A 22,756-nucleotide genomic window follows, 5' to 3' on the forward strand; every position below is an offset into this window, starting at 1 on the left:
TTTTCTTGCTACTTGAGCTTGAGCTTTCAATTGCCTGGGATCTAGCAGAAGATGCAATACCGTTGATGCCCACGCTTAATTTTTTAGTACTATTCCATTTCATCGAATAGCTGTTCTTCTAACTGTGGTTGGACTTTGCGAAATTCTTCCGGAGAAAGTAGTTCGGGTTTACCGCTACCGTTTGCTTTGGCGAAGAACAGTAGTGGATCTAAAGGAGTATATATCGCATATTCTTGCTCGTCGTGGTAGAAACTTGCTAATAACTGTAATTGCTCGGGTTCTAGCTCGGTGCCGTCTTCCTCAATTTCCAGTGTAAATAATTCAGTTTCTTCAACTGGTGGTAATTCACCAGCAACCGTTAAAGCAAATGCGGTGTGTTTTAAAACTAAATTTTGCTCAGCAAGAACAGCTTCGGCAGTGCTGAAAATTCTGTCAATAGTTTCTTCGTCTTCGACAGGAACAGCTTCTTCTTCCTCGCCGTCACCTTGCCAAGCGAAAATCTCTACTGCAGAGTCTACGGGAAGAAGCAATAGATACTCTTGATTGTCTACGTAAAGCGATCGCTCTACATAACAAGTTAGTTCGCGTCCTGCTTCATCCGTCAGTGTGACGGAGCTAGCATGGGATTGCTCGTTATCTTCAGAAAATTCAGATGGAAACATAGCCGATAGTAAAAACCGTCAACTTATCTGACAAGGACGTTGGTAATTAACTTACCTACATGCAAAAACTACCTATAAATAAACTCTTTTTAGGTAGTGTTGGTTAGCTTTCAGAATATCACGCTGGCGTGCCTAACCTCCTAATCTTACAGACTTTTTGCTAATCAGCATCAAATCAATTTAAAAAGGCGATCTTGCAAATGGGCAGTATGCTACGCCCTTAGCTGCGTGCGGCGTTCATCTAACCATTGCTGCAAAATCAAAGCTGCTGCTTTGCGATCGACAAGTCCTTTATTACGTGATGGAGAAAGATTTTGTGCTTGGAGTAATTGTTCGGCTTGAAACGAAGTCAATCGCTCATCGACATATTCCAACGGCAATTGTAAAGCGCGAGCATATCTACTTGCTAATTTCTGTACTTCTTGTGCTTGCTTACCTAACGAGCCATCCATCGAATAAGGTAGACCAACAACTAACACTTGAACGCGGCGTTCTTGAACAAGCAACTTGAGTTGTGCCAAGTCCGCAGCAAAAGATTTGCGCTCGATAGTTGTGAGTCCTGAAGCAATCAAACCCGTTCCATCACATCCAGCAACGCCAATCCGCTTGCGACCGATATCTAAGCCTAATGCTGAGATAAAGCGCTGTTTGCTTAGATTTTCCGTCACGCTATGAGCATGATGATTGCTAGTGACTTGTAGATGGCTAACTTCTGACATTATTTACTTTTCTGCCTCGTCGTCTAGCTGATGTTGCAACGAATCTTCCTCTTGATTACTTGCAGAAGTTGCGTCTGACGCACTAAATTGATTAGCAAAATGCGATTGGGAATTCGTCTTGAGCTTTAATAAGGTAGATGGAGTATCTGGTATCCAAGACATGCCACCAGGTACGGGTTTACGCGCTGGCTGTAAACCTTGAAGGACTTCTGGCCATTGCAGACCTTCTAAAGAAGCGAATTTAGACTCGCGGATTTTGTGCCAAACCGAGCGTGACATCATTAGTGTATGTTCTATCCGCTTAGCTCCAATTTGCTCTAGATATTCTTCGCGTTCTGGTTGATAATCCGCCGAAGCTAGTTGTAGAGGTTGGGGTGGTAGGTCTTGAACAATCCGTGCTAGTTGAGACAACAACTCTGGATACAGCCAAGTATACGCAGGGTGTACCGTTAAAGTTGCAACGTGCGGTTGTTCGGTGCGACACATGCGTAATTGAAAATAACCGATTGCTGCTTTCCGCTGCGGTTCAAACACATAGCCGCTCACAACCTCAGTTTTACTGCGCCATTGTCTTATTCCTTCGATGAGTGCGCCAAGAAGACTTGTTTTAAAGTCTTGAATCTCGCGGTCAAACACTTGACGGACTAAAGGTGGCATTGATGCAGTATCTAGTTGGTAGAGCAACTGTGCGTCTGCATTACTTACAGGCAGTAGGTTTGGTAAATCAGGTTCTCGTGCGGATAATTCTTGTAATAAGCTTGGCTCGATTTCCCAGTATGTCATCTGTGCCAAGGTCTGAAACCCGTTCTGACGATAAAGCGCTAAGGCTTCTTTGTCGTTAACATTAACTTCTAATAACCACGTGCGAGCTTCACCAATTGCTTCAAAGCAGTAGCGCAAAAGTTGCGAACCAATTCCTTGCGCGCGGGCTTTCGCATCGACAGCAACTTGCTGAACTTTCCACGTACTGCGAGTACGATTAAAAGGTGCCACTTGAATCATACCTAGCACTTGGCGGTATTGCTCAGCTACGTAGATGCAAAAACGATACTGTAGCGGGTTAGGAAAAAGGCTTAAACACTTTAGCAGTCCAAACCAACGACGCAGCGGGCTTAAGTGCGACTGAACCTTGTTTGCGCTTCGCGAACGCATTGCATTTTTGGCATTACTTGATTGTTCTGCTTCAAAGGATTCAGCACTCAAGCGTTCAATACCATCTAGATCGCGGTATTGAACTGGTCTAATGACTAGACTTTGGTTTTGGGGAGGCATGGAAGTCATGTTAGATGGGCCGCCATTCAGCCTGAAGTTAAAAGGTGTCGCTGCAATTATCTTAACGGCAAAAGCTTGGCGATCGCTGTTCTGCTGAAGTACGGATTTCTGACTACTGGCAATTTATATGCTGCAAAACCTTACTGGAATAGATTTTTAGCTTTATACATTTTACAAAATTTTCTCAATATATTACCAAAACATAAAAGACCTTAGCACTGATGATGCGTGTTAAGGTCTGGAGTCTCTTGTTAAGTTGACACGACTGCCGGCTGTGCTTGATAACCTAACAGCGGTACGATACTTAGGATATTGCCTGGCGAGAAATGAATTTTTCAATCGTTGCTTGTGTTTGATGGAGTAGATGTTCGCGGCTGTCAATTACCTTCGGATTGAGGTTAGGAACTAAATTCCGAGCTTGTAAAGTCATATGAAGCTGAAGATGTGCTACATACTCACTGAAGTCTTCACGCACTGAATGTTGTTTTAGCTCCTTTGATTGCATTGCCACGGTGTTCTCCTTTAATGATCCTGTGCGAGTTAATCCAAATCCGAAATTATCACGTGCTGCTTCACCATTGTCGCACTTTGCAATGAAGTGTAATGCTTCAACGGGCATTTTATTAAAAAAAGTTACAGAATGATGGACTAAAGCAGGGAAATTGCAAGAGGTAAGAAAATTAAAATCTCTAAAAAACTTCTCAATATATGCCTTGTCGCCTAAGATTTGATCCATCTTTTGGTCAAGGAACATCGGTTATAAATGTGCGATCCTTATTTTAATAAGGAGTTGCATTTTCAACTTAATGATTTTATTCGGTGGAGATCCGCACGGTGATTTCAGACCTGTGATTCGGGCAGTCAATACATATTCTCCGCAAGCAGTTGTGTTGCTAGGTGATTTTGACCTAGAGCGATCGCTAGAAGAAGAACTAGCTGCCATCCTGGATAAAACCGAAGTTTGGTTCATTCATGGCAATCACGACGCGGATCGAGACCATTGGTACGATAATTTATTTTCATCAAAATTGGCGCACCGCAATCTACACGGTCGTGTTGTAAAAATCGCTGGCGTGCGTATTGCTGGTTTAGGTGGCGTATTTCGTGCCAAAATTTGGCGTCCTCCTGCTGCGCCAAGATTTCCTAGTCCAAATGACCTTTTGTCGATCTGCGGTAAAGGCGAACGTTGGCGTGGTGGTATTCCGCGCAAACATCATGCGAGTATTTTTTGGCAACACTATAAAGCGCTTTGGCATCAGCAAGCAGATATTTTGGTGACGCATGAAGCACCTTCTTGCCATCGCTACGGTTTTAAAGAACTCGATGACCTTGCGGAAGCTTTGGGAGTCAAAGCTGTCTTTCACGGTCATCATCACGAACATTACACAAGAGCGATCGGTAGCGGCAAAATTGCTGTCCACGGCGTTGCTAAAGCTGGGATAAGCGATCAAGCAGGAAGGATTCTCATTCAAGGCAAGTCAGATGCATACATTAGGCAAAAAGTCAAGAGTTAGTTTGCGTTAATCGTATGGCGTTCTACAGCAACTCCTTCGCGCAGCCCTACGGCGATTTTACTGTGCTTTTCGATTTGTCCCATCACTTGCTTAGCACGTTGAATCACAACGGTGGGTAATCCCGCTAGGCGTCCAGCTTCGATACCATAAGATTTATCGGCACCCCCTGGCTGTACCTGATGTAAGAAGATAATTTGATCGGGTAATTCCTTGACAGTGACTTGGTAGTTCGCAACGTTCGTCAAAATTGATGCAAGTTCATTGAGTTCGTGATAGTGGGTTGCAAAGATTGTGCGTGCTTGAATTTCAGTTGCTAAATATTCCGCTACAGCCCAAGCGATCGAAAGACCGTCAAACGTTGCCGTACCTCGACCAATTTCGTCTAGCAACACCAGCGATCGCCGCGTTGCATGATTGAGAATATTTGCAGTTTCGTTCATCTCAACCATAAATGTTGATTGACCTGTTGCTAAGTCATCTACTGCACCAACACGCGTAAAGATGCGATCGCATATTCCCAAACGTGCAGAACTAGCGGGAACAAAACTTCCCACCTGTGCCATTAACTGAATTAATCCTACTTGACGTAGATAACAGCTTTTCCCACTAGCATTTGGTCCTGTCAGAATAATCAGATCGGGGTATTGATGGTTGGTAATAGGTAATTGGTCATGGCGACTACCTAAACACGTAGAATTTGGTACAAAAAAGCCCGCAGGTAAGGATTGTTCTACAACAGGGTGGCGCCCATCTACAATTGTAATTTCTCGCCCTTCCACCATTTCTGGACGGCAGTAGCCTTGATAAACTGCGACTTCAGCTAAACCACACAGTACATCGGCTGCTGCTACCGCCCGCGATATGTTGCGAATCAATTCTGCGTGTTCGGCAACTTCACTGCGCAATTGGGCAAAGATTTCATACTCTAAGCGATTTAGCTCGTCTCTAGCACTGAGAATCCGACTTTCGCGCTCTTTCAACTCAGGAGTAATATAGCGTTCCTCGTTCGTTAAAGTTTGCTTGCGGATGTAATGACTAGGAACTTGATCGGCTTTACTGCGAGAAATACTGATGTAATAACCAAATGTTTTATTGTAACCTACTTTTAAAGTAGGAATATCTGTCTTTGTGCGTTCCTCAACTTCTAAATTCGCAATCCACTGCTGATCCGCTTCTACGGTAGCGCGTCTTTCATCGAGTTGCGAATTAACGCCAGGGCGAATCAAGCCACCTTCTGAGAGAAGAATTGGTGGCGACTCAACAAGATGAGCGCGAAGTTTCGTGGCTAATTCTTCCAATACAACGGGGACTTTTTGCAAGGCTCGCAGGTAAGGCGATTTAGCTGTTTCTACAATCCGCGCGATTTCGGGGAGTTTTGCCAATGACTCGGCTAAAGCAACAAGATCTCTTGCGTTGGCACTGCCAGAACCCGCACGCCCTGTTAACCTTTCTAAGTCATAAATTTGTCGCAAACAACTGCGTAAATCTTGCCGTAGCGAACTATCTGCAATTAATTCCTCAATTGTGTCTTGTCGGGCGCGAATTCCTTTAATGTCAATGAGTGGCTGCAAAAACCAACGACGCAACGCACGTCCACCCATTGCGGTACTTGTACGGTCTAACGCCCACAGCAGCGAACCGTGAAACGTTCCATCGCGCACTGTTTGCGTAATTTCTAGATTGCGCCGACTTTGATGATCCAGTATTAAGTAATCACTAATCGTATACGTGCGCAAAGCTTGTAGGGCGATCGGATTTTCTTTTTGCGTTTCTTCTAAGTACTGCAACAAACCGCCCGCAGCCCTCACTGCGAGAGGAAGATGTTCGCAACCTAATCCTTCAAGCGATCGCACGCGAAATTTTTGAATTAAGCGTTGTCGTGCTTCTGATTGTGCAAATGCTGTATGCGATCGCAAGGCGTAGCAAAAGGCAGGTGGTAAACACGCTGGCAAATGCTCTGAAGTTTCTCCAGGACGTAGTAAACTTCCTAAATCTGGTGCATTTGTAGGAACTAAAACTTCTGATGGTTGCAACCGCATTAATTCCTGCGTCAGTTGCTCTAAATTATTTTCTTGCGTTGTCAAAAATTCGCCTGTGGAAATATCTGCATAAGCTAATCCCCAGTGATTACCTGCTATGACAACTGCTGCTAAGAAGTTATTGCGTCGCGCTTGCAGCATTCCGTCATCAAGAAGTGTTCCTGGAGTGAGTACTCGCGTCACTTCTCGGCGTACTTGACGATGTTGGGCGGCGGCGACTTCGGCATCTTCAACTTGGTCGCAAATTGCGATCGCGTATCCCTTTTCCACTAACATGGCACAATAGCGCTCTAGTGCATGATGCGGTACTCCCGTCATGGGTACGCGCCCTATTTCTTTTCCACCCTCCTTACTCGTCAGCACCAGTTCCAATTCTCGCGAAACCGTGAGTGCATCGAGAAAGAAAGTTTCAAAAAAATCTCCACATCGATAGAGTAGTATGGTATTTGGATACTGTTCCTTGACTTGCACAAAATGCTGGTACATTGGTGAAAGTTTGGTGATATCCAGTTTTCGATAGTCCGCATTACGCACCATCGGCTTACTATCAAATTCTGTAGAAGTAGATGCAGAGGAGGAATTGTTCATCGCCGTCAACAATCAGTTATACGCCTTAGCCTTTTTAGTGTAAGTAAAAGTAATTTATAAAATTTTTACTAACTTAGAAATAGACAACTTTTTATCCAGTATTATTCTTCTTCCTATCCAACGCTGATTTTGCTAATGAATTATACTATACTTTATCACTTTTTCGCTCGACTCAATAAAATATTAAAATAATATTGATATTTATAGAAAATTTCCAAATAACTGCTACTTCGAATTATTCCTGCGGCTAAAAATCAACACTCCATATATTACTTAAAACGATTAAACACTATAAAATTTTCATTTTACATCTTAATTTTGTCATTTTTTCTATCCTACCCTATGGGAAGGCTACGCCTATGCGGTTCGTTTAAAACAAGGTCAACTTTTGTAGGTTTTCCTTACAATAAGGTAATAGTTATTAGGATTTAGTATTGATAGTTTATCTCAAATTAGTATTAACAGCGGTTGTTTGGGGCGGCACATTTATTGCTGGAAGATGGGTTGTACAAAGTTTAGAACCTTTTTCCGCTGCATTTTGCCGTTTTGCTGTTTCTTCCATATGTTTATTATTTCTTACGGCTCAGCAAGAAGGGCAATTACCGCGTCTTCAACGAAAGCAACTTACGCAAGTAATTCTATTAGGAATGACAGGGGTATTTGCGTACAATGCTTTCTTTTTTCTTGGCTTGCAAACTATTGCTGCTAGCCGTGCAGCATTGATTGTTGCGTTAAACCCGACGTTTATTGCGCTGGGTTCTGTTTTATTTTTCAAAGATAAACTGACAATTTTAAAATTAATAGGAATTATTACGTCTTTATTAGGAGCTGCATTAGCAATTAGCAGAGGAAATATAGTTAATATTTTAGCTGATAATCTAAGTATCGGGGATTTATTTTTATTCGGCTGTGTCTTTAGCTGGGTTGCCTATACGCTGATTGGTAAACTAGCAATGCAACAACTTTCACCTTTAGTTGCTACGACATATGCTTGCTTGATTGGTACTATTGCCTTATTTTTTCCCGCTCTATCCGAAGGGATTTTACAACAATTTTTTCAAATCAATTTGGTTACGTGGTTAGTAATTTGGTATTTAGGTTTTTTAAGTTCGGCGTTGGGTTTTATTTGGTATTCTGAAGGTGTTAGAACAATTGGTCCTGCCAAAGCTGCTATTTTTATTAATTTAGTACCAGTATCAGCAATTTTGCTAGCAGCCGTTGTATTGCAAGAAGAAATTACTTTGAGTCTTCTAGTAGGCGGTACTTTAGTAGTAATTGGTGTATTGCTTACGAATAAAGCTTAAGCTGAATAAAGTCCAACAAAATTTTTTGGTGAGGTGTTCCTAGGGGTTTAATTGCTTGGGCTTTCTTTGAATAGCATTCACCTTCTAAAATTTGCTCAGGTGTTAATAAACCGAGATCCCACCCTTCATGAAGCACGAGTTGATCGAGATCGACGGTTAAAGGTGCGTGATAAACGTGACGGACAACTTGTGTATCGCAATAGCAGTCGAATTTAGATATTGTGGGTGGAGTGTAGTTAATTTCTTCTTGAAGTTCTCTGATTACAGCCGCATCAGGTAATTCTCCAGGTTCGATGTGACCGCCAAATAATCCCCAATGACCAGGATAGAGGATTCCAGGAATATTGTCGCGTAATTGCATGAGAAATTGGTTTTGGCGATAGAGAATGGCGATCGCGACGCGAATTTGTTCGTTCATAGATCATTTAGCAGGGATGCGTTCGATTTGGCGGTGTTCTTCGACATAAGCTTCACCAAAATCTTGTTCAGCAACAGGAATACTGTGGTAGCGTAGCTTTCCTTCGATTAAAACGCGATCTTCAAGTTGAATATTGCGTTGATTCGTTAACACCCAAATTGTGCCACTAGAGTCTTGGACTTGGTATGCAAACCAATCAACGAGAGGAACTAGCGCCACGACTCTACCTTGAACATAAATTGTTTGATCTCGATCGCGTGTTGGTTCGATATCAGCGATTTGAGAAACATCAACGCCAAAACCCACATTGTTAATGCTGTTGAGTGCAGACGGTACACTGCTACAGCCAAGTAAGCCAGTCAGCAACAGAGAGGGTAGAATGTAGAAAGGTTTGAGTTGTGGCGCGATCGCCTGACGAAGAAATTGCATGGTCACTAGCACCATCACAACGAATGAACGAAGTAGATTTCAATCGTATGCAAAGAAATAGCGATCGCCCAGTATTGTTAGAAAAAATTAGTCATAGGGGCAAGGCAATGCTTTGCTCGTAGAGGTCAGGGTTAAATAGTAAGATTTTGATGCAACAGGGCTGCATCAAGTAGCCATGCAAAACAAAGGTGCCAAAATATGGTTATGCAGCAAGCAAAGTTACTCGATGGTAAAGCTTTGGCGCAACGCCTGCAAAGCGAACTCAAAGAACAAATTCAGAAACAAACGGCGATTGGACGTCCACCAGGATTAGCAGTATTAATGGTAGGAGACAATCCTGCAAGCGCTGCGTATGTCCGCAACAAAGAACGCGCTTGTACTAACGTAGGAATCGCTTCATTTGGAGAACATTTTGGGGTAGAAGTTACGCAATCAGAACTAGAAGAGACTATTCACCGTCTTAATCGAGATGAACGCGTTGATGGAATTTTAGTGCAATTACCTCTACCCGAACATTTAGATGGAGTTGCATTATTACATCAAATTGATCCTGATAAAGATGCGGATGGATTGCATCCTACAAACTTAGGAAGACTCGTGCGCGGCGAACCAGGTTTGCGTAGCTGTACTCCCGCTGGCGTAATGCGGTTGTTGCAAGAATATCAAATTTCACTGAAAGGTAAACAAGCGGTTGTGGTTGGGCGGAGTATTTTAGTTGGCAAGCCTTTAGCGTTGATGTTACTCGAAGCGGATGCAACGGTAACAATTGCGCATTCGCGATCGCAGGATTTAGGTGCAATTACCCAGTCTGCGGATATTTTAGTAGGTGCCGTCGGTCGTCCAGGACTGATTACAGCAGATATGGTAAAACCTGGAGCGGTTGTTGTCGATGTGGGAATTAATCGCGTGACAGATGCAAGTGGTAGTAGTCGTTTGGTGGGCGATGTAGATTTTGACGCGGTGCAAAATGTTGCAGAGTATATTACTCCAGTTCCTGGGGGGATTGGTCCAATGACAGTCGCGATGTTATTACAAAATACGTTCGCAAGTTATTTACAACGCCATCAGTAAACAAGATCAAATTCAGTTAGTGACTGATGATTAAAGTGGTAATTCATGACTAGCACAGGTGAAAGGTGACTAGGGACTAGCAACTAACCACTAGCAGCACTGCCGATAGCTTGGTTGTTTAATGAGAAATGATATGACAAATACTGAATTTGTGATTCATAACTTGCCAAAGCCCCGTAAAATTGTTACGGACACCACAGCAGCTGAAGGAATTCGGGAATGGTAGTAACGGATAACCCACAAACGCCTCAAGAAAAAGTACCATTTGACCTACCAGCTTATTTACAACAGCGACAATCGCAAATTGAAGCGGCGCTGGATCGTGCCATTCCGATCGCTTATCCAGAGAAGATTTACGAAGCGATGCGCTACTCGTTGTTAGCTGGTGGTAAACGGCTGCGTCCGATTTTGTGTCTGGCAACGTGCGAACTAGCTGGTGGTACAACAGAAATGGCAATACCAACAGCTTGTGCTTTAGAGATGATTCATACGATGTCGCTTATTCACGACGACCTTCCCGCAATGGATAATGATGATTATCGACGCGGGATGTTGACAAATCATAAAGTTTATGGTGAAGACATTGCAATTCTGGCAGGCGACGGCTTACTAGCGTATGCGTTTGAGTATGTTGCAGCAAAGACTGAAAATGTGCCAGCACCGCGAGTTTTGCAGGTCATTAGTCGCCTAGGGCGTGCTGTTGGTGCGGCAGGTTTGGTTGGCGGTCAGGTTGTCGATCTAGAATCAGAAGGAAAAGCGGATGTCTCAATTGAGACGCTCAACTTTATTCACAATCACAAAACGGCGGCGTTGTTAGAAGCTTGTGTTGCTTGTGGAGCAATTTTAGCAGGTGCGCCAGAAGCTGACTTACAAAGATTAACTCGCTACGCGCAAAATATCGGTTTAGCATTCCAAATTGTGGATGATATCCTAGATATTACTGCGACTCAAGAAGAACTCGGCAAAACTGCTGGCAAAGATTTACAAGCACAAAAAGCAACGTATCCAAGTATTTGGGGCTTAGAAGAATCGCAGCGTCAAGCACGCCAACTGGTTCAAGCGGCAATTGCAGAACTTGATTCTTTTGGAGAAAAAGCCCTACCGCTACAAGCGATCGCCGAATTTATTACTAGCCGCACGCACTAAAGCTATCAGCTCTTTATAACCGACATCAAAACACCATGCAGGACTTTGGCGACATTCTAGACAACAGCGTACTGCTGGTTGCTGTAATAGCTTGTCTCATCGCTCAAGCATCAAAACTTATAGTAGAGTTAGTCAAAAATCGTAAATTAGACGTACGCGTTCTCGTCACAACAGGGGGAATGCCAAGCGCCCATTCAGCACTCGTTACCGCCTTAGCCACAGGTATTGGACAAACGACAGGATGGGCAAGCACTGAGTTTGCGATCGCGACAATTTTTGCAATTATTGTTATGTACGATGCAGCGGGAGTCCGTCAGGCTGCGGGTAAACAAGCACGCATTCTCAATCAAATGATTGACGAACTATTCCACGAAAACAAAGAATTTAACGAAGACCGACTCAAAGAATTACTTGGACATACACCGTTTCAAGTCATTGTTGGCTCAGTTCTCGGCGTTACAATTTCTTGGCTAGCAAGTCCAGCGTATTAGGAGATAGTTGTGAGTAATGAGTGATAAGTTATATAAAAAACACTATTCTTCCTCTGCCCCCCTGCTTCCTCTGCTCCTCTACTCCTCTGCCCCCTTGCTATCATATCTGGAACGAACGAGCGTGACTTGGCGGCTATTGACTAACAAAGCATAAAAGCCGCGATCGCTGAGTCGCTTTAAGGTTTCAGTTGCCTTGTCTTGGTCACTTGTGTGCAGTGCGAGTAAGTAACTACGCTGGGCGTAGGAAGTCAAACCGACGTCGGTTCCTAAAAATTGCTGTACTTGGGCTGCGGTATCTGGGCGGTTGAAATATTCAACTAACACCGCATATCCTGCCCCTAAGGGTTTTGGTTCTCCTGCTGTTGATGTGGATACTGTTTCCCTAGGAGAACGCACAACAAATGCGGCTAAACCTAGAGAACGAATCGATTGCGCTTGCGAGTTAGCATTCTCTAGTTGTGTAAAAGTGCCAGTGCGCGTTACTGTTTCGTTAAGATAGCGGCAAACAATGCTATTCGTATCAGGCGGTAGGGCGCGACGTAGTTTTTCTTGCGCTTCCGGCGTTGGCGATCGCACGAGTACAAGATATTCGCCTGCTTTGGGTGGTTGGCAATTAGGAGTTGTTTGGGCAACTGCCACAGGAATACTCATCGCCCAACGAACAGCGGCAAGTATAATTAAGCCGAGCAGTGGCATTGCTCCACGTTGGTACATCATCCCCTCATTTTTGTTATTGTTCATTTCATGACGACATCGACGCCAGCGAAGCTAGGGGATCGGGAATTGTTGCTGAGGGGGCTTGAAATTCGCCTGTAATGACGTACTCTAGTCGCAACTTCAGCCAGGTAATAAATTGCGGATTTGTAGAAATCACCGCCGCTGCTGGTTGAGGACATTGAGCTTTTATTTGTGCCATTTCGGGCGCTTCTAAAAAGGCTGGCTGCGTGACTAACCAAAAATCAATTTCTTTTTCCTGTTCGTGATAGTTGCGCGTGCGTTCTCGAAGAACTTCATCTAACGGTTCTTCTTCAACGAGAAAGCGTTGACTTGCCAAAACGTAGTAATAGGTTTGCATCTCTCTAGAGGTTAACGACTAGAAAGTAGTTATTGTCTCACTTTTTATCTTCTGATTTTAGGAGAAATTTACACTTCTCCACGAATCGCTCGTTTCATCTCACGCACCGCACGCTCTAACCCGACTAAAGCTGCACGGCTAACGATGGTATGACCGATATTGAGTTCTTCCATACCAGGAATGCAAGCGACAGGGTAGACATTCCAATACGTCAATCCATGTCCAGCGTTGACACGTAAACCGGAGGCGATCGCTTGTTTGGCACCTTGCGCGAGGATATCGAGTTCTTGTTGTCTACTTGCTTCGTTATGCGCTTCCGCATAGCGCCCCGTGTGCAACTCAATAAATTGAGCTTTAACCTTGACAGATGCTTCAATTTGTGCACTATCAGCATCGATAAACAAACTAACAGGAATGTCAGCAGACTGTAATTTATCGACAACTTCGTTCATGCGGTCGAGTTGACCGACAATATCTAAACCGCCTTCGGTTGTAACTTCCTCGCGTTTTTCGGGTACAAGTGTCACGTAATCTGGTTTGACATCCAGTGCGATCGCCACCATTTCATCAGTAGCTGCCATTTCTAAATTTAAGTGCGTCCGTACAGTTTCTCGCAACAAACGGACATCTCGTTCTTGAATATGGCGTCGGTCTTCGCGCAGATGTACAGTGATTCCATCCGCACCGCCAAGTTCGGCAAGAACGGCTGCTGCTACAGGGTCGGGTTCTACAGTGCGGCGTGCTTGTCTAATAGTGGCGATGTGATCGATGTTAACTCCTAATGTAGGCAATCCCATTTCTCCTAGAGTTCATAAGTTTCAGCACTAGATTTTAACGCGTGATGTAATTTACTTGCCGATCGGCATTTTATCGCCAAAACTTAATTTGCCCTTCTTTGTCACCGCTAATTACAGTTTGATCGTCGGGGCTAATTGCCACTGCGTACACATCTCCAGGGTGTCCTTGAAAGGTGTGTAGTAATCTACCAGTGCGCAAACTCCACAATTTAACTTCGCGGTCTTCCGCACCACTTACCAGAAACTGACCGTCAGCACTAATTGCTACCGAGTTTACATGGTCTGTATGCCCGTGCAAAGTTCGTACTAATCTACCTGTGCGGATATTCCAAATTTCTACAGTTTCGTCATTACTACCACTCGCTAATGTTTCGCCATCAGGGCTAATTGCGACCGTGATAATTTTACTTTTGTGCGCTGCTAGCGTGCGGATAAGTTGACCAGTATTGACATCCCAAATTTTGATATCTTGACCTTGACCGCCACTTGCTAAGGTTTGTCCATCAGGACTCAGCGCAATTGTTCTGAGTCGCGTTGTGTCAGCTGCAAAGCTTCTCAGTAATTTTCCAGCTGGTAAATCCCATACTTTGATTGTATTGTTACTATCAGCACTGACGAGCGTCTTACCATCTTGGCTAATGGCAACTGCCCAAACAGTAGCTTCTACCCCTGTCAAAGTACGGATTAGTTCGCCTGTCTGAAGGTTCCAAACTTTAATTGTTTGATCGCCGCTACCACTGACTAGCGATCGCCCGTCAGGAGTAATTGCTACCGACCAAACTGCAGCAGTATGACCTGACAAGGTACGTATTGGTTTTCCACTGGGTAAATGCCAAATTTTGATTGTTGTATCACCGCTGCTACTGACAAGCGTTTGACCATCATGCGTTGTCGCGAGTGACCAAACAGTTTTTGAGTGATCGAGGCGTGTTTGGGCGGTTTGACTATAATCTCTCGGTGCTGCAACCAGCGAGTTACCAAAAGGTAATTGTAGTAAATGTTGCCGTTGTAAAATGTACGTCGCGCCAACTAAAGTGACTAGCGTTGTGAAGCTGACACCTAAAAGCAAACGGACGCTGCGATGTTGGACGAGTGGTGCGAAAACTCGTGTTCTGCGGGTAGGTAATACGAACGGTTCACTCTGTTGAGGTTGTGCCTCAAGTACAGGAGCAATTAAGATTTTGTTATGAGTGGAATTTATAATAACTGGCTCGATATTTGCTGCGGTTGCTTCAACTTTTCTGCTGATATATTCATGCAACTCGTCAACTGCAATCTGGCGATCGCCGTCTAAATCCGCTGCACCCTTTAGACCTTCAACAAGGTAACGCGTATAAGTAGAGATGTCGTTTCCCTTTTGTTGAAACAATGATTGAGTTGCAGACGACAAGAGAATCGTGCGATTTCCTCCTAGTTGAGTGGCGATATCTTCTGAAGCACCACCCTGCATTGTAGCAGCGACACTTGCTGCTGAAGCTTGAGTAAAACAACAATCTAAAATCAGTATCTGTTGCGTTGCGCGGCTATCGTTCATAATATCTTGCACAAAACTCGCCGATACAACGGTTGATTTGATAAGTTCTCTATGTGTGTTTTTGCTGGTATGACTGGTTGCAAAAGATAGTTGATTTCTGTAGTCTTTGATGCAGTATCCTGAATAATAAAGTAATACCAAATCATTACTTTGACGCGCTTTACCTCGAAATAAATCTTCAATTGCTGCTTGCATGACAAGCGGTTCTGGATCTTTTAAAGTTTCAACTTCATCAAATTCTAAGCCTGGATTTTGCAGTACGCGTTGCATTTCCTCGACATCTTTTACTGCACCAGGTAAAGTATTAAAGCCAGTACCGTGGTGGCTAACTCCAATAAGTAGTGCAAATTTAGCCATTCTAATTTCCTACATTGCCAGAGATACTAACCCCAAAAAACAGAGCATTAACGCAACTATTAATAATTTGCTTAAACTTTAAATTTTCTTTAAAAATTTAGCCGTTGCTTCATGAAATCTTTATCAAGCAAACAATAAGGGTTAACAATAGATTATTAAAATCTACCAAAAAAAAGTATCTCTATTACAGAAATGCTCGATTGATTTTCATAAAACTTATTTAGTTCGCTAGAAAAAGAGCAAATGACACTGCGCAAAAATACTCGCTATTAAGTTGAAAAGTCTCGCAATTTCTTTACTAAAAGTTAAGATATATTGTTTACGGTATTGCCAGTGTTTTTTGCGGTCATTAATTGCTTAAAAGTTCAGTTATTCAATTAAACCAAGGCGATCGCTATGCTTGCGGTTGAAGTCACTAAAAATATTGCATTTTGAGGGTTTTGAGGTTCTCTAGGTCAAAACTTTGCAAAATAACCCGTGTACTATTGTTACGCTTAAAATGATTCAATAAATTACCAATTTGCAGCGTCTATAACACGTTCTTTGTAGTTAATTCCACACCTAGAAACTGAATTGTATCGACTTATACGTTAGCGCTAACTTATTAATTTGACAATAAAGCGATCGCCCTTTAGTTAAGTTATGATTCAGTGCGCCATAGTTGTGTCATTTACTACAATTCCATTGGTGTAATTGCGTTGAACATTTCCAACTCAGCATCATTCGCGGGTGGGTGTCTTTATAACTTCTAAAGCAGGGATTCGCGCCGGTCATAGGTGCTAGAGTGGAGCGATTACCAATGCATCAGCAAAAGCATTTGCGACATTCTCATAAGGGGTAACTTAAAATTGGAACTCGCGTTTTCAAACTCACTCTCATCTTCGACTTTGTCTTAACCGTCACAAAAATAACCTTTGCGGTCTGCTATTATGCCTTCGCGCTTTGTATCAGCTAACTCACTGCAATCGGGGACTGGTAAAGTAAGAATTCCGCACTGTTTTTGCTGTAACTGCGCCAAAACGGTGATGATTAACTTTGATTTCGTGACTTGGTTCGATTCATGCTGGCTGACAAACACATACGATTTATCTGACAAAATTTTTGTGTAAGGTACATAGCAGAGGTCAGGGAGCAAAGGTCAAAGGGTAGGGCTAAAGGCTACCTAGGATGAGGTCTCTGCGTTTTTTGATCCTTCTATCTTTCCCGGCGATTGCTATAAGTATAAAAAAAATTAAGGCAACTAAGTTTTTAGATTAAAATGTGTATATTTATTCCCAATTTTGCTTGCAAATAATATTTTTATTGCATCGATAAGTTGAAGGGCATTCCAGTATAAAATTTTTTAATAAAAAAGCCATACTTCTATGGCTTAAATCAATGAAATTACTGATTTTTAACGAATATCTTATCGCAAACGTCCCGAACGGATAGTACTAAAAACTAGCCATAGTCCCAATAAACTTGCAGTAGCAAACAAAATCGTACTCAACCAAGATAGTTCACTTGTTTGAGCATTATTAGAAATGAGTGCTGCACCGATAATTAAAGAACCAACTAAAACACTAAATGAAAGGCGACTTGCGGCATTATCCATTGTACGGCGCAAGTTATCTAAACCACTTACTGATAAGTTCCACTGTAGTGTTTCCGAAGTGACTCTATCTAGAAGTAACTCAATTTGGCGGGGTGATTGTAGCGAAAGACTTTTGAGATCGAGCGCCGTTCTTAGGAGTGATTGTAGCGGATTTGCACCAAGTAACTGACGGCGAAATAAATCAGTAATAAGTGGCTTAATTTCATCCAAAAGATTAATTTCGGGATTAACTAATCGCGCTACTCCTTCTAAATTTGCCAAAGTTTTGGCGTATAAACCTAGGTTACTTGGTAAGCGAATTTTGTTGTTACGTGCTACTTGCAATACTTCATAAAATACTTGGCTGAAATTAATCTGTGACAAGCTCAAGTTGTAGTACTTGCGTAGCATGCGATCGTAGTCGTTTTCGAGGCGCGATAAAATCACTGGCTGCGCCGAATCCGCAAGTTGTAGCGTGAGTTGCGCGCATCTTTGGGCATCTAAATCGACGATCGCGAGTAACATTTCGGTTAATATTTGCTGCGATCGCGGGTCTAAACGTCCTACCATGCCACAGTCGAGTAGTGCCACGCGACCATCTTTGAGATAGAATAAATTGCCTGGATGCGGGTCAGCATGAAAGAAGCCATCGATATAAACTTGCTGGAAGAAAGCGCGAAAGAGTAAACTTGTGACAGCAGCGCGTTTTGCACGAGGATCTTGACCGTTTTGTTCGCTACCAAAATCGGCAGCAAGTATGGGAACGCCGTCTAGCCATTCCATAACGAGTAATTTGGGTGTCGTCAAGTCCCAGTAGATTTCTGCGACGACTAACTGCGAGGAATCAAACCAGCGACTGTTAGCAAGATTGCGCCGTAATTGGTCAGTAAAACTTGCTTCTCGGAGAAAATCTAACTCAGCCTCTAACGCTTTGGTAAATTCTTCAGCTAACGAGTCAATGTCGTACATCTGTCCGAACTCGGTTCGGGCTACCAAGTCGGCGACACCCCGAATCAGCGAAATATCTTGCGCCACGATCGCATCAATTCCTGGGCGTTGTACTTTAATCGCGACTTCGCGTCCGTCAATTAATACCGCCTTATGCGTTTGCGCGATCGATCCTGCAGCCACAGGGCGCGGGTCAATCGTGCTAAAAGTAGATTCGAGCGACTGCGGTAGCTGCTGGCGAATCACCACTTCAATATCTGCCCAGTTGACGGGCGGTACTTCGTCTTGCAGCGTTGACAATTCCTCAATATAAGCTGCTGGAAGTAAATCAGGGCGCGTACTCAGCAATTGCCCAAACTTGACGTATACAGGTCCCAAATCAACTAGGATGTTGCGGAGAACAGCCGGTGTAGGTAATTGGGGTTCGTCAGTTTTTCCCCCAGTTAACAGCCGCCGCATATAGTCCCAGCCATTACGCAGGAAGACTTCCAGAATTTCTCTTTGCCGAGATGTCGTTTGAGTTAGAAACACAGCTATTTCTTTGGGGTCAGGGGTTAGAGGTATAGTATGTTGAAAGCAGCACGGGCATCTTACCCGCAGCAGACAACAGTTAAGTTGTAACGCATCCGACGGTTAAAATTCCTCTGCCATGAGTTTTACCGTGCTACAACAGGTCAGTAAATTTAGGGTTATCCTGCAAAAGTTTGAGGACTTGTTTAATTTCTTGCGTGCGATCTTTACGAGCGATCAGCGTCACGTTGCGATCGCGCACGACAACAACATCTTCTAATCCAATCGTAACAATCACATCATCATCACTCGTAGAATACAGCAGCGTATCTTTAGTATCTAGCCCAACGTGATTTGCGAGTTCAACATTACTTGTTGTAGCTTTTTTGAGCAAGCGCTCGATCGCGTTCCAATCTCCCAAATCATCCCAGCCAAAATCGACAGGTAAAACATACGCGATTTGGGTTTTTTCCATCAAAGCGTAATCAATACTAATTTTTGGCAAACGTGCGTAAGCTGATACCCCCTCCGTTTCCAAAATTTGCATCATTTCTGGCGCATGAGTGCGGAGTTCATCCAACACAACACCAGCCCGAAACACAAACATACCGCTATTCCAACTAAAGCGATTTGTCACCAGAAACGATTCAGCAGTTTCACGATCCGGTTTTTCTGTAAAACGATTGACGCGATAAACAGGTAAGCCACCAAACGAACCGGCTAAATCTCCTTGTTCGATGTAGCCGTAACCAGTCGCGGGGTAAGTTGGTTTGACACCTAAAGTCGCGATCGCGTTTTCGGTTGCGGCTAAGAGTGTTGCTGCACAAAGCGTTTTTTGAAAGTTGATTTGGTTATCAATCCAAGGATCGGCAGGAAAAAAGCCAATAACCGCATCTTCTCCGTAACGTTTGGCAACTTCTAGCGTACTCCACGCGACGGCTGGGGCGGTATCGCGTCCTTCGGGTTCGGCTAATAAGTTTTGCGCGTGTAAATGAGGTAACTGTTCTTGTACGCCCTGCGCTAGTTGAGTTGAAGTCACAACCCAAAGATTTTCCCAGTCTTTTGCTAACGGTAAAAGTCGGTCAGCCGTTGCTTGTAATAAGCTTTTGCCACTACCATCCAAGCTTAAAAATTGTTTGGGGCGATGTTTGCGACTCAAAGGCCAAAACCGCTCTCCCTTGCCTCCAGCTAATATGACCGGTATCAGTGTATTCATATTCTGTAGCTATTAATTTGTATATCTTAAGAAAGTTTACCCACAACGCTGGCGATCGCAAGGATTTTCGTAACACAAAGCGAGTGGCTAATGGGATGGGTAATAGAGTTTTGGCAAAGCGCAGCACTCGGCACTCATCACTTATATCTCTATAACTCTCTTCTGATAGCTGCCACAATCGGTTATTGGTAGGGAAACCCTACTTCAGGAACTATCTAGAGCTAACAATGGGTCGCTAAGATCGAGAAAGATGAAGTTTGTTAACAGCGCTTCTCTTCTAATAACTTGGCAAGATATTCTGCCCACTTTTATGACCACTTACATGGAAATTCCCTTAATTGGCAAAGTCAAACACCCACGTCGCTGGTTAGTTGGGCTAGTAGCAGCTGGGGTTGTGGTCAGTGGTGGTACTTATGCAGTTGTGAGTCGAACAACACCCAGAATTAATGTTGCTGAACTGACTGTTCCTGTCGAAGCACAAAACGTCACCTTGCGCATTACAGCAAGTGGTAAAGTCGTACCGTTTCAAAGCGTGAATCTTAGCCCTAAAACCTCAGGACGATTAACCGCATTGAGTGTCGAGCAAGGCGATACAGTTCAACAAGGACAAATTATTGCGCGGATGGATAATGCTGAACTGCAAGCCCAACTCGCGCAAGCACGAGCCAATTTAGCGCAATCTCAAGCTCAACTCGATCAAGCCTTAGCAGGAAGCCGCCCTGAAGAAATTGTACAAGCCCGCGCGCGACTTGCACAAGCAGAAGCCCAACTCAACCAAGCGCGTACCGGAAATCGTCCTGAAGAAATCGCCCAAGCCCAAGCACAAGTCGATGCGGCTCAAGCGCGAGTCAATTTGACAAATAGCCGCGTGCAGCGAAATCGTACCCTGTACCAAGAAGGTGCCATCTCACAGGATCGTCTTGATGAAGTTATAGCAGACGATCGCAGCGCGCAAGCAGCACTACAAGAAGCTCAACGACGATTAGCCCAACTGCAAAGCGGTAGCCGTTCTGAAGAAATCACCCAACGCCAAGCCGCAGTGAATGAAGCCCGCGCAGCCCTTACGTTAGCTGAACGCGGTTCTCGTCCTGAAGAAATCGCCCAACGTCGCGCTGCTGTTGCTGCTGCTGCCAGTCAGGTGCAGGCAATCGAAGTACAATTAGAAGACACAATCATCCGCGCTCCTTTCGATGGCATTGTGACGCAGAAATATGCAACTGAAGGCGCATTTGTGACACCAACGACCTCAGCGTCAAGTACAGCATCTGCAACGTCAACATCCATTGTAGCGATCGCGCGTGGTTTAGAAATCTTGGCACAAGTTCCCGAAGTAGACGTCGGACAAATTAAGCAAGGACAAGCTGTAGAAATTGTTGCCGATGCTTATCCCGACCAAGTATTTCAAGGTCGCGTCCGCTTAATCGCGCCAGAAGCCGTTGTCGAACAAAACGTGACTTCTTTCCAAGTCCGTATTGCGTTAGAAACTGGCACGCAAGAATTACGTTCAGGAATGAATGTTGACGTGACTTTTCTTGGCGAACAAGTGCCAAATGCCTTAATGGTTCCTACAGTGGCAATTGTCACCGAACGCGGTGAAACAGGTGTTCTTGTTCCTGGAAACAACAATCAACCAATCTTTCGTCCAGTCACAATTGGACTTAGCTTGCAAGACCGCACGCAAATTTTATCTGGCTTAAACGAGGGCGATCGCGTTTTTGTCGATCTTCCCGAACGGCAACGCCCAAGACAGAACGAATCAGTAGTGGGTGATTAATGGCACTGTAGCTGAAAATGATTGATCGCCCATTATCTAATTACCTATTACCAATTTATCCATAATGGACATTTTAGAAAGCGTTAAAATGGCATCAAAAACGCTGCTAGCGAATAAGCTACGCAGCACTCTGACGATGTTGGGTATCATCATCGGTAATGCGTCAGTGATCGCAATGGTAGGTATCGGTGAAGGTGCGCAGCGTTTCGTTTCTGGACAGTTTGAATCGTTAGGAACGAATGTATTATTTATCGTTCCAGGTAACCGCGACGCGCAACGGACAACAGTTGATTTACCAAAAACGTTAGTTTTAGAAGACGCAGAAGCGATCGCCACGCAAGTCCCCACAGTCAGCGCAGTCGCTCCGCAGTTACACTCGCGCGAACTTGTCACTTATCGCAATCGCAATACCTACAGCTTGATTGTTGGAACCAACCCAGATTTTTCTGCCGTTCGGAGTTTTGACGCCCGGCGCGGTAGATTTCTCACCGACCTTGACGTTAAGCGCAATAACCAAGTCGTCACCTTGGGTGTCGATTTAGCCGAACGTCTCTTTGGCAATCAAGATCCAATCGGTCAGCAAGTGCGAATTCGTAACATCAGCTTTCTCGTTGTTGGTGTTATGGAGGAAAAAGGCTCGGTTTTAGGCACAAACTATGACGACAGCGCCTATATTCCTGTGACAACAATGGCAAGCCGAATTATCGGCGAAAACTCTCCCTATGGCATTAACTTAACGTTTATTTCCGTATCCGCGCAAAACGAAGCCAGCGTCGATGCAGCGCAGTTTCAAATTACCAACTTGTTGCGGTTGCGACACAACATCACCCGCGAAGATGACTTTAGCGTTCAAAGCCAAAAAGACGTTTTAGAAATTGCGGGTACAGTCACCGGCGCTTTGACGATCATGCTAGCCGCGATCGCCGGAATTTCCCTGTTAGTCGGTGGAATTGGCGTCATGAATATTATGCTGGTATCCGTTACCGAAAGAACGCAAGAAATCGGACTGCGTAAAGCGATCGGCGCGACTCAGGATGATATTTTGATTCAGTTTTTAATTGAAGCAGTGATTCTTTCTGCTGCTGGCGGTGTACTTGGTACAGCGTTAGGAGTAGGCGGAGTGTTATTAATTGGAGCCTTCACTCCGTTTCAAGCAGGCGTTTCGCCAATTGCGATCGCACTTGCCGTTGGTGTTTCTGGTGGTATTGGCATTATCTTCGGTGTTGTGCCTGCCCGCCGTGCTGCCCAACTCGATCCAATTGTTGCTTTGAGAAGTGCATAACCCTGCAATTCTGGACTTTGGACGAGACGCTAATTCG

The 22,756-nt window shown here is 44.1% G+C and carries 21 protein-coding genes; 7 read left to right on the forward strand and 14 right to left on the reverse strand.

Annotated elements, in window-relative coordinates:
* Window positions 1–89 precede the first annotated feature (89 nt).
* The 4 genes from B1A85_RS03445 to B1A85_RS25920 form a co-directional block, all read right to left on the reverse strand.
* The gene (locus B1A85_RS03445) at window positions 90–662 is read right to left on the reverse strand and encodes a DUF3727 domain-containing protein (RefSeq protein ID WP_104545500.1); all 573 of its coding nucleotides are present in this window, start codon (window positions 660–662) and stop codon (window positions 90–92) included.
* 212 nt (window positions 663–874) lie between these two features.
* On the reverse strand, window positions 875–1,381 hold the full coding sequence (ruvX, locus tag B1A85_RS03450) for a Holliday junction resolvase RuvX (RefSeq protein WP_104545501.1): 507 nt from the start codon (window positions 1,379–1,381) through the stop codon (window positions 875–877).
* A 3-nt stretch (window positions 1,382–1,384) separates the two neighbouring features.
* Window positions 1,385–2,662, reverse strand: a complete 1,278-nt coding sequence (locus B1A85_RS03455; protein WP_104545502.1) for a GNAT family N-acetyltransferase — start codon at window positions 2,660–2,662, stop codon at window positions 1,385–1,387.
* Window positions 2,663–2,957: 295 nt separating this feature from the next.
* Window positions 2,958–3,158, reverse strand: coding sequence for a hypothetical protein (locus B1A85_RS25920; RefSeq protein WP_104546288.1), 201 nt, complete (start codon window positions 3,156–3,158; stop codon window positions 2,958–2,960).
* A gap of 301 nt (window positions 3,159–3,459) precedes the next feature.
* Between B1A85_RS25920 and B1A85_RS03465 the strand changes: the two genes are divergently transcribed.
* Window positions 3,460–4,167 carry a metallophosphoesterase gene (locus B1A85_RS03465; RefSeq protein ID WP_104545503.1) on the forward strand — a complete coding sequence of 236 codons (708 nt, stop codon included), beginning with the start codon at window positions 3,460–3,462 and terminating at the stop codon, window positions 4,165–4,167.
* On the opposite strand, the gene mutS is transcribed toward B1A85_RS03465, so the two are convergent.
* Complete coding sequence (mutS, locus tag B1A85_RS03470) at window positions 4,164–6,794, reverse strand: DNA mismatch repair protein MutS (protein WP_104545504.1); 2,631 nt, start codon at window positions 6,792–6,794, stop codon at window positions 4,164–4,166. The two genes, B1A85_RS03465 and mutS, sit on opposite strands and share 4 nt — an antisense overlap.
* Before the next feature lie 434 nt (window positions 6,795–7,228).
* On the opposite strand from mutS, the gene B1A85_RS03475 reads away from it, so the two are divergent.
* On the forward strand, window positions 7,229–8,098 hold the full coding sequence (locus B1A85_RS03475) for a DMT family transporter (protein ID WP_104545505.1): 870 nt from the start codon (window positions 7,229–7,231) through the stop codon (window positions 8,096–8,098).
* Here B1A85_RS03475 and B1A85_RS03480 read toward each other — a convergent pair.
* Window positions 8,082–8,516 carry an NUDIX hydrolase gene (locus B1A85_RS03480; RefSeq protein ID WP_104545506.1) on the reverse strand — a complete coding sequence of 145 codons (435 nt, stop codon included), beginning with the start codon at window positions 8,514–8,516 and terminating at the stop codon, window positions 8,082–8,084. The genes B1A85_RS03475 and B1A85_RS03480 overlap by 17 nt on opposite strands.
* 3 nt (window positions 8,517–8,519) lie before the next feature.
* A complete protein-coding gene (locus tag B1A85_RS03485; RefSeq protein WP_104545507.1) occupies window positions 8,520–8,945 on the reverse strand; it encodes a hypothetical protein in 426 nt (141 codons plus the stop codon).
* Window positions 8,946–9,143: 198 nt separating this feature from the next.
* On the opposite strand from B1A85_RS03485, the gene folD reads away from it, so the two are divergent.
* From folD to B1A85_RS03500, 3 genes are all read left to right on the forward strand, one after another.
* Window positions 9,144–10,016 carry a bifunctional methylenetetrahydrofolate dehydrogenase/methenyltetrahydrofolate cyclohydrolase FolD gene (gene folD / locus B1A85_RS03490; protein WP_104545508.1) on the forward strand — a complete coding sequence of 291 codons (873 nt, stop codon included), beginning with the start codon at window positions 9,144–9,146 and terminating at the stop codon, window positions 10,014–10,016.
* Window positions 10,017–10,235: 219 nt separating this feature from the next.
* A complete protein-coding gene (gene crtE / locus B1A85_RS03495) occupies window positions 10,236–11,162 on the forward strand; it encodes a geranylgeranyl diphosphate synthase CrtE (protein WP_104545509.1) in 927 nt (308 codons plus the stop codon).
* A gap of 35 nt (window positions 11,163–11,197) precedes the next feature.
* The gene (locus tag B1A85_RS03500) at window positions 11,198–11,653 is read left to right on the forward strand and encodes a divergent PAP2 family protein (protein WP_104545510.1); all 456 of its coding nucleotides are present in this window, start codon (window positions 11,198–11,200) and stop codon (window positions 11,651–11,653) included.
* 78 nt (window positions 11,654–11,731) lie between these two features.
* Here B1A85_RS03500 and B1A85_RS03505 read toward each other — a convergent pair whose 3' ends face one another.
* The 7 genes from B1A85_RS03505 to B1A85_RS03535 all read right to left on the reverse strand — a co-directional run bounded on the left by B1A85_RS03505 (window position 11,732) and on the right by B1A85_RS03535 (window position 19,663).
* Window positions 11,732–12,394 carry a hypothetical protein gene (locus tag B1A85_RS03505; protein ID WP_210404154.1) on the reverse strand — a complete coding sequence of 221 codons (663 nt, stop codon included), beginning with the start codon at window positions 12,392–12,394 and terminating at the stop codon, window positions 11,732–11,734.
* A 1-nt stretch (window position 12,395) separates the two neighbouring features.
* Window positions 12,396–12,728: an MgPME-cyclase complex family protein gene (locus tag B1A85_RS03510; protein ID WP_104545511.1), complete on the reverse strand. Its 333-nt coding sequence runs from the start codon at window positions 12,726–12,728 to the stop codon at window positions 12,396–12,398.
* A 68-nt stretch (window positions 12,729–12,796) separates the two neighbouring features.
* Window positions 12,797–13,519 carry a pyridoxine 5'-phosphate synthase gene (locus tag B1A85_RS03515; RefSeq protein WP_104546290.1) on the reverse strand — a complete coding sequence of 241 codons (723 nt, stop codon included), beginning with the start codon at window positions 13,517–13,519 and terminating at the stop codon, window positions 12,797–12,799.
* Window positions 13,520–13,595: 76 nt separating this feature from the next.
* Complete coding sequence (locus tag B1A85_RS03520; RefSeq protein WP_104545512.1) at window positions 13,596–15,416, reverse strand: caspase family protein; 1,821 nt, start codon at window positions 15,414–15,416, stop codon at window positions 13,596–13,598.
* Between the two features lie 892 nt (window positions 15,417–16,308).
* The gene (locus B1A85_RS03525; protein ID WP_146087133.1) at window positions 16,309–16,512 is read right to left on the reverse strand and encodes a hypothetical protein; all 204 of its coding nucleotides are present in this window, start codon (window positions 16,510–16,512) and stop codon (window positions 16,309–16,311) included.
* 309 nt (window positions 16,513–16,821) lie between these two features.
* Entirely contained in the window at window positions 16,822–18,468 is a 1,647-nt protein-coding gene (locus B1A85_RS03530) for an AarF/ABC1/UbiB kinase family protein (protein ID WP_104545514.1), read from the reverse strand.
* A 133-nt stretch (window positions 18,469–18,601) separates the two neighbouring features.
* On the reverse strand, window positions 18,602–19,663 hold the full coding sequence (locus B1A85_RS03535; RefSeq protein WP_104545515.1) for a mannose-1-phosphate guanylyltransferase: 1,062 nt from the start codon (window positions 19,661–19,663) through the stop codon (window positions 18,602–18,604).
* 310 nt (window positions 19,664–19,973) lie between these two features.
* On the opposite strand from B1A85_RS03535, the gene B1A85_RS03540 reads away from it, so the two are divergent.
* Complete coding sequence (locus B1A85_RS03540) at window positions 19,974–21,437, forward strand: efflux RND transporter periplasmic adaptor subunit (protein ID WP_104545516.1); 1,464 nt, start codon at window positions 19,974–19,976, stop codon at window positions 21,435–21,437.
* Window positions 21,438–21,501: 64 nt separating this feature from the next.
* Window positions 21,502–22,719, forward strand: a complete 1,218-nt coding sequence (locus B1A85_RS03545) for an ABC transporter permease (protein WP_104545517.1) — start codon at window positions 21,502–21,504, stop codon at window positions 22,717–22,719.
* Window positions 22,720–22,756 lie beyond the last annotated feature (37 nt).

This window comes from Chroococcidiopsis sp. TS-821 (genome assembly GCF_002939305.1).
Lineage (GTDB): Bacteria > Cyanobacteriota > Cyanobacteriia > Cyanobacteriales > Chroococcidiopsidaceae > Chroogloeocystis.

Bases quoted from the DNA above. Each gene is read 5' to 3' on its own strand.
- B1A85_RS03505 (WP_210404154.1), bottom strand. From the start codon at position 12,394: ATGAACAATAACAAAAATGAGGGGATGATGTACCAACGTGGAGCAATG.
- B1A85_RS03445 (WP_104545500.1), bottom strand. From the start codon at position 662: ATGTTTCCATCTGAATTTTCTGAAGATAACGAGCAATCCCATGCTAGC.
- B1A85_RS03500 (WP_104545510.1), top strand. From the start codon at position 11,198: ATGCAGGACTTTGGCGACATTCTAGACAACAGCGTACTGCTGGTTGCT.
- crtE (WP_104545509.1), top strand. From the start codon at position 10,236: ATGGTAGTAACGGATAACCCACAAACGCCTCAAGAAAAAGTACCATTT.
- B1A85_RS25920 (WP_104546288.1), bottom strand. From the start codon at position 3,158: ATGCAATCAAAGGAGCTAAAACAACATTCAGTGCGTGAAGACTTCAGT.
- B1A85_RS03465 (WP_104545503.1), top strand. From the start codon at position 3,460: ATGATTTTATTCGGTGGAGATCCGCACGGTGATTTCAGACCTGTGATT.
- B1A85_RS03535 (WP_104545515.1), bottom strand. From the start codon at position 19,663: ATGAATACACTGATACCGGTCATATTAGCTGGAGGCAAGGGAGAGCGG.
- mutS (WP_104545504.1), bottom strand. From the start codon at position 6,794: ATGAACAATTCCTCCTCTGCATCTACTTCTACAGAATTTGATAGTAAG.
- B1A85_RS03455 (WP_104545502.1), bottom strand. From the start codon at position 2,662: ATGACTTCCATGCCTCCCCAAAACCAAAGTCTAGTCATTAGACCAGTT.
- folD (WP_104545508.1), top strand. From the start codon at position 9,144: ATGGTTATGCAGCAAGCAAAGTTACTCGATGGTAAAGCTTTGGCGCAA.
- B1A85_RS03480 (WP_104545506.1), bottom strand. From the start codon at position 8,516: ATGAACGAACAAATTCGCGTCGCGATCGCCATTCTCTATCGCCAAAAC.
- B1A85_RS03545 (WP_104545517.1), top strand. From the start codon at position 21,502: ATGGACATTTTAGAAAGCGTTAAAATGGCATCAAAAACGCTGCTAGCG.
- B1A85_RS03485 (WP_104545507.1), bottom strand. From the start codon at position 8,945: ATGCAATTTCTTCGTCAGGCGATCGCGCCACAACTCAAACCTTTCTAC.
- B1A85_RS03520 (WP_104545512.1), bottom strand. From the start codon at position 15,416: ATGGCTAAATTTGCACTACTTATTGGAGTTAGCCACCACGGTACTGGC.
- B1A85_RS03540 (WP_104545516.1), top strand. From the start codon at position 19,974: ATGACCACTTACATGGAAATTCCCTTAATTGGCAAAGTCAAACACCCA.
- B1A85_RS03510 (WP_104545511.1), bottom strand. From the start codon at position 12,728: ATGCAAACCTATTACTACGTTTTGGCAAGTCAACGCTTTCTCGTTGAA.
- ruvX (WP_104545501.1), bottom strand. From the start codon at position 1,381: ATGTCAGAAGTTAGCCATCTACAAGTCACTAGCAATCATCATGCTCAT.